We start from the raw sequence: 19,442 nt of genomic DNA, 5'->3' as shown, positions 1-19,442 counted from the left end.
TAAAACTATTTTCCTTAGCTCTTTTTATCATCTGACTTTTCAAATACATATGAGAAATTGAGCCATACTCCATAGTTTCTTTTACTATTAGTCTTAAAAAGCTGCTATAACTACTTGTTATCGCTATCTTTATATAAGAAAAATTTTATTATTATCTTAGCAGCAAGAAACACCAATGAAAATTCATCAGTGTTTCAAAAACTTTTAATAATCATATTCAGCTACATTTTCACAAATAGATATCTTTAAATTATTATCTTCTTGTAGTTTCTTATAAGAACATAAAAACTCATTTAATTCTACATCTTTCAAGTCAATTTTTTTACTGCTTTTAAGTAAAACATTTTTACCTTCCATTATTAATTCTAAGTCATTTACTTCGTTTAATATACTATAGGTAACCACATTTTTAGCAATTGTTCTTCCATTATATTTTTCTGTAAAACTCATAGTCTTTCTCATAACTTCATAATTTTGATTTGCTCCAATATTGCCCAGAGAATTAGGATCAATACCAAAGGCCTTCATTTGATTTTCTAAGAAACTGGAATCAAATCCATATCTCTCCATAAGCTTTTTTTGCATATTGAAGAACTTCTCTTGAGAAATATTATTATCTTCCATATACTTCATAATATTCTTTGTAAAGTCAGCCATAGATAATTTGCCTTCTGCAACAGAATAGTATAAACCATACATGTATTCTTCAAACTTATCTACATCCTTGTCTTTTGCTTTATTCTTCAGCTCGTTAAAATCCACTATCTTATCATCCATTTATTAAAGCTCCTCTCAAAACTTAATTTTATATGATTGTGCCCTATAAGTATCAGCACTTAGTAATTATCATTAACTCAGTTACATTAAAATGTTAGTAAATTCATAATCTTTATATAATTATATCAAATATAACTTAATATGCTATTAAATATTTTCGGCTTATATTCATTTTTTTTATACAAACCACTACATATAAAATTTTATAACTTCTTACACAGAAAAAAAAAAAAAATTGCCAATGAAAGTTCCACTAGCAATTTTTATAAATATAATATTTAAACTAACCTAGTTCTTAAACTTAAATCTTGCAACTTTTTCCTTAAGAAGATTAGCTTGAAGAGACAGTTCTTCACTTGCAGATGCACTTTCTTCAATGCTTGTAGAGTTAACTTGAGTAGTCTCTGCCACTTCTTCTATCGCTTGATTTACTTGTGAGCTTGCTGTTGCCTGCTCACTTGAAGCTTCTGATATTTGTTCCATTATTTCAGCAACAGAACTAATCTTACCTACTATCTCATCTAAAACCTTAGCAGTTTCATTCGCTATAATCTTTCCAGACTCCGCCTTTGATATAGAAGACTCTATAAGTTCAGTAGTTTCTTTTGCAGCCTTTGAACTTCTTGCTGCTAGGTTTCTAACTTCATCAGCTACTACTGCAAAGCCTTTTCCTTGTTGCCCTGCTCTTGCTGCTTCTACTGCTGCATTTAATGCTAATATGTTAGTTTGGAAGGCTATTTCATCAATTACCTTTATAATTTTAGATATATCTATAGCTGATCTATTTATATCTTCCATGGATAAAAGCATTTCCTTCATATGTTCATTTCCTTTAATAGCATTTACACTAGCCTCTGTAGCAATGCTATTAGCTCTATTTACATTGGCAGAGTTTTCTGTAGTTTGTGAAGCTATTTCAGTGATTGAAGCTGTTATCTCTTCCACAACACTGGCTTGTTCTGTAGCTGCTGAAGCCATAGACTGTGCTGAATTAGAGATCATACCCGCACCACTAGCAACCTGTTCTGATACATCACTTATCTCTTTTAGAGTTTCATTAAAAGATTGGACTATGTTGTTTATAGAATCCTTTATTTGTTTAAAGTCTCCTAAGTATTCTTTTGAAATGCTTATTGATAGATTTCCTGAAGACATTTCTGTTAGCGCATAGCTAATATCCTCAATATAACCTCTTAGGTTAATTATTGTTGTATTTAAATTCTTCTTTATTATAGCATGATCACCTTTATATTCTCCTGTGACAGCCACATTCAAGTTTCCATTAGATACTTGTTTCAATACCTCTGAGGCTTCGCTAATAGGTTTTAACACTTCATCTAACAATTCATTAACTCCAGTAACAAGAACGCTCCATCCACCATTAAACTTTGTTCCATCTCCTCTTTTACTAAGTTGTCCATCTTTAGCTGCCGCTATAAGCATATTAGTCTCTGCTAATATATTTTTTATATTAGTGTTTAGCTTTCCTAAACTAATGCCAAGCACATCCTTTTCTGACTTAGTTTCTATGCTATCATAGTATTCCCCTTTAGCTAACTTCTCAGTAACCTGTGCTTGATCTTTTATATTTTCTATCATACTTTCGAAAGCTCTGAACAGTTCTGCTATTTCATCTTTTCCGTCTATTACAACTTTCTCTACTTCTATATCACCTTTTGAAAGCTTTCTAGCATTTTCAGTAAGTTTCTTAACTGGATTACTTATACTTCTTGATATAACCCATCCTAATATCAATGCTATAGCACTGACTGAAACAGAAAGTACTATTATTATAAGTTTACTCTTATATGCAGTATCGCTATTTGTATCAGATTTATTTGAAGCCTCTTTTAAATTAATAGTAACCATCTTATTGAATTGATCATCTGTAGCTAAAGCAATAGTCTTACCATTTACAAATAATTCTTGTCTAGCTTGATCAACTTTGTTATCCTTAACCATAGCTATAACATTATTCCACAAATCATATGTACTATTAATACTTTTTTGAAGTTCTTCTAGTTGTGTATTCTTATTTTCATTATCTATTGTCTTCTTAAAATCAGTCAAATCCTTTTCTACTTCTGCCTTTAACTCTGTTATCTTTGTCAAGTTCTTCTCTTTTCCAGCTTGATCGTTGTCCAAATATTCTCTTATATTTACTCTCATTCTTTGATATGCCACTTCTGCGTTTCCTAAGCTTGAAATTGCTTTCGTATTATTCTCATAAAGCTCAGTATCAGCCTTATCTATCTTAGAGAAATTAACATATGTAAATACTCCCATTATTGCTGTTAAAAATGCTATAATTATGAAACCAGCTATTATTTTTGTACCTATTCTAAGATTGTTAAAAAACTTCATAATTACCTTCCCCTTTTTATCTTTAGTATATTTCTATTCCATTTATTAATTCTTTACAGTCTAATATTATTCTTATATCTTCTCCAATTCTTCCTATTCCCTTTATATAGGTATGTTCATGCTCCTGACTTGGTACAGCAGATATCATATGGTCTTCTATTTTTAACACTTCTGAAACTCCATCTACTATAAGCCCTGTAGGAATTCTATCCACCTCAACTACGATTATGCAGGTTCTTTCATGATACTGAATAAACTCTTTATTAAACTTTGTCCTCACATCCATCACCGGTATTATCTTACCTCTAAGATTGATTATTCCTTTTATAAACTCTGGAGTCTTAGGTATTTCCGTTATCGGTTGTATGCCTATTATCTCTAAAACATATTTTATTTCTATAGCATAGAATTCTTTATCAATATAGAAAGTTATATATTTTTCGCTAATAGTATCATTTTCTTCTATTTGCTCTTCAAAATAGTTACTCATATTTCCACCTCCATAGCTAAATTGTAGTCATATCAATAATTAAAGATATAGTTCCATCTCCCATTATGGTGCAGCCAGTTATATATTTTAAATGTTTAAACATTTCAGGTAATGGCTTTATTACTATTTGCTGTTCTCCTAAAAGTTCATCTACAAATATACATTTTACTTTCGATTCATACTCGGTCATTATAACTATTCCTTCTTTAGTCCTACCCTTTAAACCATTTATGGCAAAGTAATTGGATAATCTTATAAGTTCATAGGTTTTTCCTCTTATATAGACCATCTCTTTTCCATTATGGTCAGTAATTATTTCGTTTGTGCTCTCCCTAAAGCATTCTTTTATAAAATTGGTTGGGATTACAAATTGACTTTGTCCAACTTTTACAAACATTCCTTGTATTATTGCAAGTGTAAGAGGTATCTTTATGTATATAGTGGTACCTACATTCTGTGTGCTTTCAACACTTACCTTTCCTCTTACCTTTTCAATATTCTTAGTTACAACATCCATTCCAACCCCTCTTCCAGAATACTCGGTAACGTTTTCATTAGTTGACAGACCTGCTGCAAATATGAAGGAGAATATTTCTTCATCACTTAACTCCTCTATATTTTTATTTGTTATTCCTCTATCTACTGCTTTCTCATATATCTTATTTTTATCCAGTCCTTTTCCATCATCCTTTATAACAACCCAAACATATCCCTCCATATTTTTAGCTTCTAAGGTAATTTTTCCTTTTGGTGATTTATTAGCTGTAACTCTTTCCTTTGGATCTTCTACCCCATGATCCATTGAATTCCTAATAATATGCATTAAGGGATCGGAGATATGCTCTATGACGCTTTTATCTACTTCTGTCTCTTCACCAATTATTTCAAGTTCTACATCTTTATTAAGCTTTTTACTCATGTCCCTAACTAACCTATGCATCTTTTGAAAGGTAGATGCAAGAGGAACCATTCTTATAGCCATTACAGTATTCTGCATATTATCTATAAGCTTTCTTAAATTTCTAACTGCTTTATTAAAAGTTTCATCTTCTTCCGCCTCTATATCAGAAATTAATTTATTCTTTGTTACAGCAGCTTCAGCTATAGCTATTTCTCCTACTAAATCAAATAAATAATCTAACTTGTCTACATCCACACTTAATGTTTCATTTTTTACCTTGTGCTTCTTTTGCTCTTCTGACTTACATTCATTAGACTTACAAGGAATCGTTTCAGTCTTTATATCCTCTACATTTTTTTCAACAACTGAACTTTCAGTACTTATAACTTCATTCTTATTGTTATTCTGTTCTTTATCTAATACTTCCTTTGTAATACTAGAACTTCTATTATCTATATTATCAACCTTGTCTTTAATAACTTTTATTTCTTTTATAAAAGCTATTTCATTTATGGTTTCTAATACCTTTTCTTCACTATGTTCACATTGAAGTTTAATATAAAATCCATCTTTTATTATCTCATCCATGGATTTTTCATTTTCTTCAATATCCTTAGGCTTATATTCTAAAACCTTTCCCATATCTTTCAAGTTGTGAACAATAGTGAAAGCTCTAATATTCTCCATTCCACATCCTTCTAAAAAGCTTATGTTAAACTCCATTGTTAATGAAGATGTGGAAGGTGCCTCTTTTCCAGAATATTCTGACACATTGTTGCATAAAAGAGCCAAATACTCCTTTATATCAATGACATATGCCTCTGAGGATTCAGAAGGCATATCTCCATTTTCAATAACTTCTAATTGCCTAGACACATAGTCTATAAAACTCAATATAAAATCTGATATTTTTGAACACTCTACATTCATTAACTTTAGATTTCTCAATTTATCAAACAAGTCTTCTAAAGAATGAGCATAATTGGCTATTGCAGAAAAATTCATTATAGCTGAATTTCCTTTTATAGTATGCATAACTCTAAATATTTCATTAATATTCTCATAAAGCACTGAACAATCACTTATTTCTAAAGATATTCTTTCTAGCCCCTCTACAAGACTGCTTGTCTCAGAAATATAAAGCTCTACTATTTCTTTATCAAAAGACTCACCCATTAAACTATTCACCCCAATCAGTTATATGACTTTACTGAAGGCCTCTTTTATAAATTCTTCTTTAAAAGGCTTTACAACAAAATTGACAGCACCAGCTAAAAAAGCTTTCTTTACTTGATCTTCATGACCCAATGAAGAAACCACTATAATCTTTACATTTTTATCTATTGCCTTAAGTTCCTTTATAGTGTCTATACCATTTAAGTTAGGCATAGTTATATCCATTGACATTATATCTGGTTTATAAGTATTATACTTTTCTAAGGCTTCCAGACCATCTGCTGCCTCTGCAACAACCTCAAAACCAGCACTTTCTAATAGTTTCTTTAAACTTAATCTCAAAAAACTTGAATCATCAACAATCATTACCTTTTTCATTTCAGCACCTCAATTTAATATCCAACACTATTAATATCGTATTTATTTTCTTAATATTAACACAGTAATGAATATTAATTTCATCCGTATACCTTTGTAAAGGTTTTCTACATCTTTAATTCAAATTATTTTTTGCATAAAGTATAAATAAAGCTGTTTCAAGACATTTGATTTTAATCTAAACATTAATATGATTAAAACTATAATTAAAACACTAAATAATTATATATATTTAAAACTCCTCTGTCTTATCTATAAAATCTTTCATAAAACTTTTAGACACATAACATAAACTACCACTTTTAGTAATAACCACATGCTTACTCTTGTCTATTTCTAAAATTTGATTCATGTTTACTATATAGGACCTGTGACAACGAACAAAAATATTATTATCTAAATGCTTTTGTATATCCTTAAGAGTCCCATAAGCTTCAATTTCCTTACTTACTGTTCTTATTCTAAGCTTGTGATTAGAATCAATAGTTTCTATATATTCTATATCGTATTGACTAATATTTATAATTTTATTAAAAGCTTTTATTCTTAGATTTTTACTTTCACTCTTTTTTTTAATGTTTATAACTTCATAATTGCATTTTATTAAACACTCTTCCAATCTAGTTCTAACCTTCCCAGGGTCTTCTTTATTTATATAGTCCAATACTCTTAATTTATAATCAAAAGTTAGCATAATTAGTTCAATGTATCTTGTAAGAAATATTATATATCCCTCAACATCAAAATTTCTTATTTCTCTCCCTAAGCTAAAGCCATTCATATTGCCTTCAAGCTTAGTGTCAATTATATACACATTATTTTCTCTGGCTTGATAAGCTTTATTGATAATATCCTCAGGCTTAGCAGTACTAATAGCAATAACTGCTTCTATATTATGTTTTTTTATTATTCTATCAATAACTTCTTCTGTATTCTTTCTAGACTTTTCGTTACTATCGCATATATAAATATTTAGCATATCTTCTCCTACCAAATAACTTCATCTCTTGTTTTTTCATTGCAGACCGCATTTAATATAGTTTACAATTATACTTTAACAAAGAACTATTATACTTTTCATTTAAAATTAAAGGGCTTTATTTTAAAATAAAGCCCTTTACAAAAACTCATAATAATTTTCATCTTAAATAAAATACACTATATTATCAGTGCTATCCTTATATTTGTTAACCAAATCTTCAAGGGTTATAGAATCAAAATAGTTATTTATTTTCTTATTTATCATATCCCAAAGATTATCATTTATACATTTGTCCAAACTATCAATATCCTTATCATGGTTGATATCTACTAACACTAAGCTTCCTTCCAATATTCTGAGTATTTCACCTATTGTTACATCTGCCGGAGTCTTAGATAGAGAATACCCTCCTTGTGCCCCTTTTCTTCCTATAACCAAACCACTTCTTCTCAAAACACAAAATATTTGCTCCAAATAACCTTCTGATATATTTTGTCTTTCAGAAATACTTTTGATAGTAACTGTTTCTTCACCTGAGTTAATAGCTAAATCTATCAATGCTTTTAGTCCATATCTTCCTTTAGTTGAAACTTTCACAAAATCACCCATCCTACATTCTTATGTTTTTTATTTACCTACATATTTATAACTTTATATCTTAACAAAAAATATACTTTAAAATATCATATATACATTATACAAAATTTGAAATAATATAATCAACCTTAGTTATACTATTTAAAGTCTACTTCTAATAGAATTTCTATCCAACTATAAATAATCTCTCAAGTATCTTATTAACTTTTTCCGGAAGTACATAGTCATTATTCTTAAAGTGTAACTGAGGAATTGCCTCTCTATAATAACTCAACATTACTATTATAAAAGTTTTTAAGCTTATCTGTATGTTGTAGTTGAGACTTGGTGCAATGGCATTACCATTAGAACTATAAACTGATAATATTCCTACAAATCTATTTTCATCTTGACCTCCGCTAGGAAATAAGCACCTATTTATAGGATCATCAGTAATGACATCATTATCAAAATCTAAAAGTTCTCCATCATTTTCTTTTAAATGAACAGCCAATCCAATTAAAAAACTTCTTAAACTTATTTGTATGTTTGAAGCTGCAAATGGCACTATAGCATTACCATTAGCGATATAACCACTCAAGAAAGCAAATACTCTATTTTCATTGTAATATATATTACTAAATTCACTACTTATCTGATTGCTTCTTCTTTTCCCCAACAAACTCACCCTGATTTAATTGATTATAATATTATATTTATTATAATTCAAATTTGTTATTGTTATATTCAAATTATATTCACCTTTAACAACATCGTCAGCTTAAATCGAAGTAAATATAATAAGCACTCCAACTCTTCATTGAAGTGCTTATTATTAGAATATTCACAGGTCTTCTATATATCCTCTTGTGGATTTACAGGTAGAGTTATTATAAACTCACTACCTTGTTTTAATTTACTTTTCACTTCTACAGTACCTTTATGTAAATCAGCTAAATGCTTCACCAAAGTAAGACCTATGCCACTACCCATCTTATTTCTAACACTCTTACTGTCTACTTGTCCAAAGCGCTGAAATATGATGCGTTGGTTTTCTTCAGATATACCAATACCAGTATCTTTAACGGATATTCTAACAGAATTTCCTAGATCATTTAGTAAAACCGTTATCCTACCACCTTTATCTGTAAATTTAGTCGCATTGGACAGTAGATTAACTACACATCTTTCTATTTCATTAGGATCACACAAAATTTTCTTTTCTTCAACCTCAGGATCAATTATCAGCTCTATACCATTACTTTCTATATATTCTTTCATTGAAAGTGCAGTATCTTCCACTAAATTAACTATGTCAACCTCTTCTATTTTTATATTATATTGGCCAGCTTCTATTTTCGAGGAATCTATGATATCATTAATAACCCTTAAAAGCCTATTAGAATTTCTATCAATAATATTCATGTAATCTTTTAACTTTTCTCTACCTATCCTATTTTCGTCACCATCATAGTTGTTAATAAGTTGAACTGCAGAAAGTATAACATTTAAAGGTGTTTTTAGCTCATGTGATAGATTAACAAAATAGTTATTCTTAATCTTCTCATTATCTATTAGTTTAGCATATAGAACTTCATTTTCCTTTAGCTTATTATTTAGCTCAACAGTTCTTTGCTTAACTAAGTTTTCAAGTATACTAACGTAATTCCAAATGAAGTACACGATAACAACAAAGACAAGAAAATACAGCATATAAGCATATCCCGATCTCCATGGCGGTTTACTTACTATAATCTTTATACTTGCTGGTTTACTCCATACTCCACTACTATTCTTCCCTTTAACTTTGAATACATAAGTTCCACTATCAATATTAGTATAGGACGCACTATTTCTATTAGAGGAGTATACCCAATCCTTGTCTACACCTTCAAGCATATAAGCATATTCATTTTTATCTGTATTTTTATAGTCAACCAAGAAGAAATTAAAATTAAAATAATTTTCATTATATTTTAGCTTTATTTCATCGGAAATCTCTACTTCTTTGTTTAGAACCTTAAGTTTTTGTATAATTGTTTGCGGAACATATCCTGTTTCAATTATTTCAGAAGGATAAAAACTGCTCAGACCGTTTATACCTCCAAAAAACATTTCTCCGGACTTACTTTTATAAAAGGAATATTCATTGAACTCATTACCTTGAAGTCCATCTGACTCATCATAGCTTACAAAAGAACCTTTATTTACATCAAACTTTGATATCCCCCCATTGGTACTTACCCATGGATTATTATAGTCGTCCAATAGGACTCCATAAACATAATTATTAACCAATCCGTCTTTCTCAGTATATCTTTCGAATTGTTCTTTTTCTTTATTAAACTTATTCAATCCGTGATTTGTTGCTATCCACAAGTTACCAAGCTTATCTTCTGATATAGCCTTTATGCTATTTGATGTAAGAGAATTGTTGTCAGTATCTTTACTTTTATATATCTTAATATTATTAGTGGTTTTGTCAAACTTTATTAGACCACCATCTAATCCACAGCCTATCCAAAGTATTCCATCCATATCTTCAAAAACATAAGATATAAAATTATCTGATACCCCGCTTTTTTTTAATATATCCTGATAATGAGTAAACTTACCTGTAACCTCATTAAAGGAGTCTAACCCTTGCCTAGTACAAATCCAAAGAACTCCATCCCTACCTATATAAGTATACTTAACATTTTTGTCTGTTAAGGAGTTTTCATCTGAGGTCTTTGTATATAGTTTAAATTGATATGTATTTTTATCAAATTTATAAAGTCCATCAATAGTAGAAATCCATATGTGCCCTTGCTTATCACCAGTTAAGCTGTTTATCTTAGAATTTAATTGACTACTATAGTATTTAACTTCCCCAGTGTCTCTGTTAATGCTGTTTAGCTTACCAGAGTTGGTTCCTACCCAAAGTATATTATCTTCATCTTCATATATCCCGCCAATCATTTCATCACTTAACCCATTGCCTTCAGCTGGATTCTTAGTATAATTTTTAAAGTTTATATGAGGTTGAAAAGTGCTTATTCCTTTGTTAGTACCTATCCAAATAAGTCCTGACTTATCCTGATATATACTTACCACATCATCATTAACAAGGCTTGTAGAATCATAATACTTGTTTTGGAAATTAGCGAATTTATTGGTTACGCTATCATATTTGCTCAATCCATTCTTAGTCCCCACCCACATATTGCCAAGAGAATCTCTAAATAGAGCTTGGATACTATTAGAAGGTATAGAGTTCTTCTCTTCACTATTCTTATATTCTATATAAGTTCCTTTGTACTTGTTATACTTTCTTATGCCGCTACTGTTAGTACCAACCCATATGTTTCCACTACTATCCTCACAGATTTTTGTAATAAAGTTACTATCCTGGTCTGCATCATTAGATTGGTTACTATAATAACGAGTAAATTTCTTAGTATTAGGATTATAACAGTTTAGACCATTCTTTGTTCCAATCCATATAACTCCATCCAAATCCTCAAACAAGCAGGTTATAAAATCATTACTCAAGCTATTATCATCTGAAGGATTGTTATTATATCTATTGAAGCTATCGGTATTTTTATCATATAAGTCTAAGCCAGCAGTTGTTCCAACCCACAACTTACCATCTCTGCTTTTCAGCAATGCCCATACATTGCTATCCGATAATGACTTAGAATCATTTGAATTACTTGTATACCTCTTAATTTTATCTGTATTAGAATCCAGCCTATTTAACCCCTTACTAGTTGCAAGCCATATAGCTCCATCGTCATCTTGTACGATATCATCAACATTATTAGAAGTTAAACTATTACTGTCATCAAGCTCATATTTATAGGTTTTATATTGCTGTCCATCATATCTATTAGCGCCGTCAGAAGTTCCTATCCAAATATAACCCTTTGAGTCCTGGAATATTACCTGTGCAGATGCTTGCGACAATCCTTTTTCTATTTCTACTCTTTTAAATTTTGTGTTGCTTTCAATGCCTTTAGCCTTAGTACCTAATATAGATACTACTAATATAAAAACAATTAATTGTATGGTGTTTTTAAAAATGCTTTTATTAATATAGACCCCTCCTACAAATGCTGTAAGATTATCCTCTGCACCTTTTATCATATTTCAACATAATTATACATTTATTTTACCTTATTTGTTACTTAAACTGCAAGTATTTATGTATTTTTGTCGTAAATAAAATCAAATTAAAGTTAAAATCAAACTTGTTACTTAATTAAACCGCCTCTATTTAATATTAGTGATAAAACCTAACGTTATATAAAAATAATTAACACTTTTTATGTTAAATCGTAAATAAAGAGTGACTGTTTTAACAGCCACTCTTTAGCAAAAATCTAACTAACTATAATATATTTTTTAATTGTTCTTCACTTTTGAAGTAAGTATCTATTATACCTCCACCTAAACATACTTCTCCATCATAAAAAACTACAACCTGACCTGGAGTAATAGCCTTTTGAGGCTCATCAAATTCCACTATACAGGAATTTTCTTCCTTCAGATGAACTGTTACACTTTGATCTTTTTGTCTATACCTAAACTTGGCAGTACATTTAAACTTTTGGGACATTTCTTTATCACTAATCCAATTCATCTCAGTAGCTACTAATCCATAGGAGTATAACTTTGGATTTTTTTCACCTTGTGCTACATATAGTATGTTGTTTATAAGGTCTTTCTCCGCTACAAACCAAGGTTCACCTTCTCCACCTATTCCAAGTCCTTTTCTTTGTCCAAGAGTATAATGCATTAGTCCAAAATGTTCACCTTTTAGTTCCCCGTCCAAGGTCAATATCTTCCCCTTCTTTGCTGGAAGATAATTATCTAAAAACTTATCAAAATTACGTTCTCCTATAAAGCAAACTCCAGTACTATCCTTTTTATTCGCAGTAGAAAGTCCGTACTCTGCGGCTATTTCTCTAACCCTAGACTTTTCAAGATGTCCTATAGGAAACATACTCTTTGAAAGCTGAAACTGATTCAATTCACATAAGAAGTAAGTTTGATCTTTGTTAGAATCCTTCCCTCTAAGAAGTCTATACTCTCCATCCTTACAATCAACCTGAGCATAATGCCCCATAGCAATATAATCCGCTCCTACTTTCATTGCAAATTCCAAGAAAGCCTTAAATTTTATTTCTTTATTGCACATTACATCTGGATTAGGAGTTCTTCCTTTTCTATACTCTGATAAGAAATATTCAAATACTCTATCCCAGTATTCCTTAACAAAATTCACTGTATAATATGGTATGTCAAGCTTTTGACACACTCTTCTCACATCATCATAGTCATCCACAGATGTACATACTCCGCTTTCATCTTCTTCGTCCCAGTTCTTCATGAAAACGCCTATAACTTCATAGCCTTGTTGCTTCAAAAGCAATGCTGAAACTGAAGAATCTACTCCACCAGACATACCAACCACTACTCTTGTATCCTTAGGATCCTTTATCATTTCCTTATATCTACCTTTCCTTAATGTTTTGTTAAGTATTATAATATACCTAAAGTTTGTTTGCAATGAAAAAAGCCGGCATAACTGCTGGCTTTTTTATTTCTTCTTTGAACCTTTTTTTGAATCTTTTTTCTTATCGTTGTTTTTTGATGAACCACTTTTACTCTTTCCCTTATCAGGCATATTATCTCCTCCTGGTAGAAAAGCATTCTTTAATACTTTAATCACTTATATATATGTACTAAAATCTATAATAATTCCATCAAAACATCAATTAAGAAGTTTACCTTTTACATTTATTTTGTATTCCTTCATATAAATATCTAAGATATTCAGTATCTATATTATTCTGTTCTAAAGTTTCTATTCTACTTTTAGCTTTACTCAAGCTTTCTCTTGCTTCTTCCCAATCCTTGTCTTTTATACAGGAGCTAGCATATTCCAGCAGATAGTCAATCTTCAAAACCAATTCTGCATAACTATCCTCTCCGCTGTTAATTAGCTCAACCAACATAGAATATATCTTTGGAGAAGTCTTATTCTTTGCAGTATTTAAAATATCATTATTTCTTGCATTTATCTTAGCCAAAGTTTATCACCTCATTTTATATTGTTATCTGTGCCACTTAATTTCAAACTTAGTCTTAGACATCGCATTAAAATTATTGTGGTACATATTTAGATAAACTATTGATTTACTTATAGACGTACCATTTCATTAAAAATTTATATTTTCAAACTAATTCTCATAAACCAGAGGAAAACTGAAAATAGTTTTCAGATTGAAGTGGTACATCTTTAGATGTGCCCTACCCTACTATAAAACATGCAACAGCAAGAATTACATAGACGCTTATTAGTTGCAGTCCTTCCAACCAATTTGACTCTCCATCATAGGCTACCTTATTAGCAATTATAACTGCCAAAACCAGAGAAATCATCTCATATTTATTAAATATTAAAGCCATTGGTGTAAAGAAAAGACTTAACAGTACCAAAACCGGTGTAACAAAAAGTATTATCTGAAGACTAGAGCCTATAGCTATTTCAACGGCTATATCCATCTTATTCTTTAACGCAGTAACGATGGCAGTTGAATGCTCAGCAGCATTGCCTATTATAGGTAATATTATAAGTCCCACAAATAACTTACTTAAGTGCAATTGCTCAGTCATCGGTTCTATACTGGATACTAAAAGTTCACTTTCAAAGGCTACAAATATCGTTGCCAGTACGAGAACTATTATACTTTTTTTCATACTCCATTTACCTGTTAGTGGTTCATGCTCTGTTCCAAAGATATCTTTATGTGTAAAGAAAGAGAAATAGAGGCTACTTAAATATATTAGTAGCATTATTACAGCAATCATTACGCTCAAGCTTTCATAATTAACAGGATTGGCATCTTTAATAGATATATTATCTGTAAAGAATGCTGGTATCATTACTCCTATTATAGCAAAAGTAAGCATGCTTAGAGAAAAGTTAATGCTATTTCTAGAAAACTTTTGAACCTTGTATTTAGTCCCACCTAAAAACATACTTGCTCCTAGTACTAACAAAATATTTCCTATTATAGATCCTGCAAGGGATGACTTAACTACCTCAAGAAGTCCAGCTTTTAACGAGAAAAATGCCAGTATTAGCTCTGTAGCATTTCCAAAAGTAGCATTCAAGAATCCCCCTAGTCTTGAACCACAATACACTGAAAGTTCTTCTGTAGCTTCTCCCATAAGTCCAGCTAAAGGAACTATAGCTAGAGCAGTAAAAATAAATGATAGTATTGGGCTTAAGTGAAAAACATCTTTTGATAAAAATGAAATTGGTATAAAAATAAGTAAATAGTATAATTTTTTCATAATTCCCCCTACACATAGATATAATAATATCTATCCTTTGTTCATATTGAACAATTTACCAAATTATTTGTACAATTGCAATACTAAATCTACGTATATAACAAAACCTTATTCGTAAAATATTTTCAACACTCATATAATTCCATAAAGGACAGTTGGAAAATATGGATTTTATCATCAATCGTATTAAAACCTTTTCTTTCATCGATTATTATATGCATTATTCTTTAAATACATTTAGATATAAAATATATAATTTGTTTAAAAGTACTCTTTTAAAGCAATAATATATATAAATTAAAATGTTAAAATTTTTCTATAAGATATTTTAGAATTAAAAGAAAGGGACGTTATTATGATTATAGATGGAAACTTAAAATGCGAAAAATGCGCTAGTGAAGATTTTGTTATAAAACGTGAAGCCACTTATGTTTATACTTACGATATAAGTAGTTCAAATTCTGAAAAAGCAATAAAAAGAACTGAAGAGACTCCTTTTATGTTTGACAATAGAGAAAAAGTTAAAGAAAAAGATTTTTTACACTGCAAGAACTGTGGGGCAATATACGAATTTTCTGTTGGGGATATAAGTGATAAAGTTGAGTTTACTATTATTCAAAAAGCTATTCGCTCTGATTATCAAGATAAGCCAGAGTTTCTTGGCTAGATTTTCAATTTTAGAAAATAGGTAGCGTAAAGATTTCATTTACCTACCTATTTATACTAAGTTATAATTTTATTAGGTAGTTTATTATTACATTGAAGATTAAATTGGAGGGTAAATTTATGAATGATTATAGAAATAATTCCCTAGTATACGTAGGAACTTATACCTACGGTGATAGTAAGGGCTTATACTCTTTTGAATTGAATCACGAAACTTGTAAGACAAGTAATCTGCAGCTTGTAGCAGAGTTAATTAATCCAACTTACGTTGCCACCTGTAGAGAAAAGAACTTATTATATTCGGTTATAAAACAAGAAGATTTAGGAGGCACAAGAGCCTTTAAGATAAATATCGACAACACTCTTAGTGAAATAAATACAATCTTATCAGAAGGAAAATCTCCCTGTCACCTTTCCTTTGATAAAAAGTTTAATTATGTTTTCTCAGGGAACTACCATGAAGCAACTATAACTATAATGAGAATATGTGAGGATGGCAGCTTATCTGAACCTACAGAAGTTGTAACACATACAGGAAAAGGCTCTGGAGTAGTTGCTGATCGTCAAGAAAAGCCTCATGTACATTACTGTGCATTAACACCAGATGAAAAGTTTTTAGCAGTTGTAGATCTTGGATTAGATGCTACAATATTCTATCCATTTAACAAACTTACCGGAACTTTGGACAAACATAATAAAATTATTATTCCTTCTGCACCTGGCTCAGGACCAAGACATTTAGTATTCCATTGTAGCTTGAACTACTTCTATATTATCCATGAACTTAGTGCTGATGTTGAAGCATATGCTTATAATCCAAAAGATTGTACCATAGAAAAGCTACAAACTGTAAATACTCTTCCTAAAGATTTTTCAGGTGCTAATCTTGGAGCCGCAATAAGGATTTCTCCTAACGGAAAATTCCTATACACCTCCAACAGAGGTAGTGATAGCATCTCTATTTTTAAGATAGACGACCATACAGGTCTAATTAGTTTTATTGACCATGTGTCGACCTTTGGTAAGGGACCAAGAGACTTTTCCTTGGATCCAAGCGGAAAGTTTTTAATTGTTGCAAACCAAAATACTGACTCTGTTATATTCTATGAAGTAAATTCTGAAACTGGCTTGCTGACTAAGCTAGATGAGGAACTAACCATACCAAATCCTGTTTGCATATCAATTTCGGATTTATAAAACAATATTAATGGTGTTAAGCTTATAAAAATTCGCCGAAGAAATTTCAGCGAATTTTTATATACATTTTCATATTATTACTATACCAGTTCAATATAATCATTATTTAGAAGAAATTTTACTATTTCATATAAAGCATCACAATAAGTTTCTTTAACCCCTGATTTTATTTCAATGTCTGAATCCTTACTATCCTGAACCCTTACCATTACTTCATAATTTTTATTTTTTATACTTGGTGCTGGAAATGTGCCAGTGTAATCTTGAATTATTTCAATAAGCTCACCAACCTTAACATCATATCCATATTTTAAAAGCAATTCCTCTTCATTTTTACAATCCTTTGTATACTCATCCATAAGGTATTCCCTTGTTAAACCTGTAACCAATGATAATAAAGTTATCCTGTCTTCATATTCAATTTCCTTTAACTGTCTTCCAAGTAAATGCTGTTTCATTTTAACACCTCACAATTAAATAGTTCTTATTTTTTCTAAGTCCTATATAAAGAGTTCCTATATGGAAGCTTAATTATATTTTTTAATTCTTCTCTCACAAACCTGAGGAGCTTTAAAAATAGTTTTTAGCTTGGATAGGTACATCTTTAGTAAAATATATGTCATCTTATCTATCCAAATTCTAAGAACAAATAAATAAAATTTATACTCTACTAAAATAGCCATTTAAAATTAAGTGGCCACTCATCTCAACCCTTCAATTTAAATTATAAATTTAATTAATAATATCAATGGTTATCGGTAATTATAAGACATAGGATTTTATTGCACTGTTAAAGTACTATGTTTAACATAGCCATAATTTATATAACTTGTAGCTTAATTTTCATGAGAGGTGAAAAATATGGATAATTACAATATTCAAAGAGAAGAACTTGAAAAGATTTATGGAAAAATCAGTCCTTTTGAATTTAAGAATAGGTTAATTAGCTTAGCTAATGGACAAAGAGAAAAAAGTGCTCATACTTTATTAGATGCAGGTAGAGGAAATCCAAACTGGACTGCAGCTACTCCAAGAGAGGCTTTTTTTAACTTTGGGCTATTTGCTGTTCAAGAAACTAGAAGTACATGGAATGAAGGCGATTTAGCTGGGATGCCTAAAAAGAAAGGTATCGCAAATAGAGTTTATAACTATATTGAAAATAATAAAAACACTCCAGGTATAGATTTATTAAAAAGAATAATAGATTATGGAATATTAGAAAAAGGCTTTGATAGAGATGAATGGGTTCAAGAGCTAGCTGATGGAATAATAGGTGACAATTACCCTTGTCCAGATAGAATGCTTTTTCATATAGAGCAGGTAGTCAATGAATATCTTGTTCAAGAAATGTGCTATAACAAACCTCCTGAAGGAAGATTTAATGTTTTTGCTGTCGAAGGTGCCACCGCAGCTATGTGCTACATTTTTGACTCACTAATCGCAAACGAATTACTTTCAAGAGGCGATAAGATAGCACTTATGACTCCAATTTTCACCCCATATTTAGAGATTCCTCTTCTACCTAGATATAACTTTGAAGTGATAAAGATAAGAGCTACTGAACTCACTGAGGATGGAACTCATACATGGCAATATCCAGTATCTGAACTTGAAAAACTAAAGGATAAATCAATTAAGGCTTTGTTTGTAGTAAACCCAAGCAATCCACCTTCTGTAGCCATGAGAAATGATTCAGTTAAGGTAATAATGAATATAGTAGAAAATGATAATCCTAACTTGATGATAATATCTGACGATGTTTATGGTACCTTTGTTCCAGGTTTTAGATCTATTATGGCGGATCTACCTTACAACACAATTGGAGTCTATTCCTTCTCCAAATATTTTGGTGTAACTGGCTGGCGATTAGGCACCATAGCTCTTCATGAAAAAAATCTATTTGATAAACTACTTAGAATGCAGCCTGAGTTTATTAAAGAGGAACTTAGATTAAGATATGGTGATTTATCTTCCGATCCTGACAATATTCCTTTTATAGATAGAGTTGTTGCTGACAGTCGTCAAGTTGCGCTAAATCATACTGCTGGGCTTTCTACTCCTCAACAGGTTCAAATGGCATTTTTCTGTATATTTGCTCTATTAGATAAAGATAATATCTATAAAAAGCAAACAATTGACATATGTCATCGCAGACAAAAACTATTATTTGATGGATTAGGTCTGGAACTAAGAAAAGATCCATATGATGCTGCTTATTATACTGAATTTGATTTATTAGAATGGGCCTGCCATTACTATGGAGATGAATTTGCAGAATATCTTCAAAGAAATCATAAACCTGTTGATATTTTATTTCGCTTAGCAGAAGAATCTTCTATCGTACTTCTAAGCGGAAGTGGTTTCTATGGACCTGAGTGGTCTATAAGAATTTCTCTAGCAAATCTTAGCGATGAAGCCTACTCAAAGATAGGAGAAGTCCTTCATAAAGTACTTGATGAATATGTCCATTCATGGCAGCTATCTTTCGCTAAGGTATAATATAAAATTTTATAATTTCTTTAACAATAAAGCTCTGTTAAAGTACCGTGTTGAAATTAAGTGGTCAGTCATCCGATGCTTAGATG

The 19,442-nt window shown here is 30.5% G+C and carries 17 protein-coding genes; 3 read left to right on the top strand and 14 right to left on the bottom strand.

Going from position 1 to position 19,442, the window contains the following annotated elements; translation table 11 throughout:
- Positions 1–204 precede the first annotated feature (204 nt).
- From GXK57_RS19310 to cax, 13 genes are all read right to left on the bottom strand, one after another.
- Positions 205–777, bottom strand: coding sequence for a DUF3867 domain-containing protein (locus GXK57_RS19310; protein WP_160679488.1), 573 nt, complete (start codon positions 775–777; stop codon positions 205–207).
- A gap of 288 nt (positions 778–1,065) precedes the next feature.
- The gene (locus GXK57_RS19305) at positions 1,066–3,141 is read right to left on the bottom strand and encodes a methyl-accepting chemotaxis protein (protein ID WP_160679486.1); all 2,076 of its coding nucleotides are present in this window, start codon (positions 3,139–3,141) and stop codon (positions 1,066–1,068) included.
- Positions 3,142–3,163: 22 nt separating this feature from the next.
- Positions 3,164–3,631, bottom strand: coding sequence for a chemotaxis protein CheW (locus GXK57_RS19300; protein WP_160679484.1), 468 nt, complete (start codon positions 3,629–3,631; stop codon positions 3,164–3,166).
- A 16-nt stretch (positions 3,632–3,647) separates the two neighbouring features.
- Positions 3,648–5,708, bottom strand: coding sequence for a chemotaxis protein CheA (locus tag GXK57_RS19295; protein WP_160679482.1), 2,061 nt, complete (start codon positions 5,706–5,708; stop codon positions 3,648–3,650).
- 21 nt (positions 5,709–5,729) lie between these two features.
- On the bottom strand, positions 5,730–6,086 hold the full coding sequence (locus GXK57_RS19290; protein WP_160679480.1) for a response regulator: 357 nt from the start codon (positions 6,084–6,086) through the stop codon (positions 5,730–5,732).
- Between the two features lie 232 nt (positions 6,087–6,318).
- The gene (locus GXK57_RS19285) at positions 6,319–7,065 is read right to left on the bottom strand and encodes a LytTR family DNA-binding domain-containing protein (RefSeq protein WP_160679478.1); all 747 of its coding nucleotides are present in this window, start codon (positions 7,063–7,065) and stop codon (positions 6,319–6,321) included.
- A 165-nt stretch (positions 7,066–7,230) separates the two neighbouring features.
- Positions 7,231–7,665: an Rrf2 family transcriptional regulator gene (locus tag GXK57_RS19280; protein ID WP_160679476.1), complete on the bottom strand. Its 435-nt coding sequence runs from the start codon at positions 7,663–7,665 to the stop codon at positions 7,231–7,233.
- 166 nt (positions 7,666–7,831) lie between these two features.
- Complete coding sequence (locus GXK57_RS19275; protein ID WP_160679474.1) at positions 7,832–8,323, bottom strand: hypothetical protein; 492 nt, start codon at positions 8,321–8,323, stop codon at positions 7,832–7,834.
- 176 nt (positions 8,324–8,499) lie between these two features.
- Positions 8,500–11,775, bottom strand: coding sequence for a sensor histidine kinase (locus GXK57_RS19270; RefSeq protein WP_160679472.1), 3,276 nt, complete (start codon positions 11,773–11,775; stop codon positions 8,500–8,502).
- 244 nt (positions 11,776–12,019) lie between these two features.
- Positions 12,020–13,135, bottom strand: a complete 1,116-nt coding sequence (mnmA, locus tag GXK57_RS19265) for a tRNA 2-thiouridine(34) synthase MnmA (RefSeq protein WP_160679470.1) — start codon at positions 13,133–13,135, stop codon at positions 12,020–12,022.
- 96 nt (positions 13,136–13,231) lie between these two features.
- Positions 13,232–13,363 (bottom strand): hypothetical protein, encoded by a 132-nt coding sequence (locus GXK57_RS26920; RefSeq protein WP_279285519.1) that lies wholly within the window; start codon positions 13,361–13,363, stop codon positions 13,232–13,234.
- Between the two features lie 55 nt (positions 13,364–13,418).
- Positions 13,419–13,724, bottom strand: a complete 306-nt coding sequence (locus GXK57_RS19260) for a hypothetical protein (protein ID WP_160679468.1) — start codon at positions 13,722–13,724, stop codon at positions 13,419–13,421.
- A 220-nt stretch (positions 13,725–13,944) separates the two neighbouring features.
- Positions 13,945–14,994, bottom strand: coding sequence for a calcium/proton exchanger (cax, locus tag GXK57_RS19255; RefSeq protein ID WP_160679466.1), 1,050 nt, complete (start codon positions 14,992–14,994; stop codon positions 13,945–13,947).
- Positions 14,995–15,349: 355 nt separating this feature from the next.
- Between cax and GXK57_RS19250 the strand changes: the two genes are divergently transcribed.
- On the top strand, positions 15,350–15,661 hold the full coding sequence (locus GXK57_RS19250) for a hypothetical protein (RefSeq protein ID WP_160679464.1): 312 nt from the start codon (positions 15,350–15,352) through the stop codon (positions 15,659–15,661).
- Positions 15,662–15,780: 119 nt separating this feature from the next.
- A complete protein-coding gene (locus GXK57_RS19245) occupies positions 15,781–16,857 on the top strand; it encodes a lactonase family protein (RefSeq protein WP_160679462.1) in 1,077 nt (358 codons plus the stop codon).
- An 80-nt stretch (positions 16,858–16,937) separates the two neighbouring features.
- On the opposite strand, the gene GXK57_RS19240 is transcribed toward GXK57_RS19245, so the two are convergent.
- Entirely contained in the window at positions 16,938–17,315 is a 378-nt protein-coding gene (locus tag GXK57_RS19240; protein WP_160679456.1) for a hypothetical protein, read from the bottom strand.
- A 403-nt stretch (positions 17,316–17,718) separates the two neighbouring features.
- Between GXK57_RS19240 and aspD the strand changes: the two genes are divergently transcribed.
- Complete coding sequence (gene aspD, locus GXK57_RS19235; RefSeq protein WP_160679454.1) at positions 17,719–19,356, top strand: aspartate 4-decarboxylase; 1,638 nt, start codon at positions 17,719–17,721, stop codon at positions 19,354–19,356.
- Positions 19,357–19,442: the final 86 nt, after the last annotated feature.

This window comes from Clostridium sp. C8-1-8 (assembly GCF_009928445.1).
GTDB lineage: Bacteria > Bacillota > Clostridia > Clostridiales > Clostridiaceae > Clostridium_AR.
The sequence above is the reverse complement of the archived record's forward strand: the minus strand, read 5'-3'. Positions and strand labels throughout refer to the sequence as shown.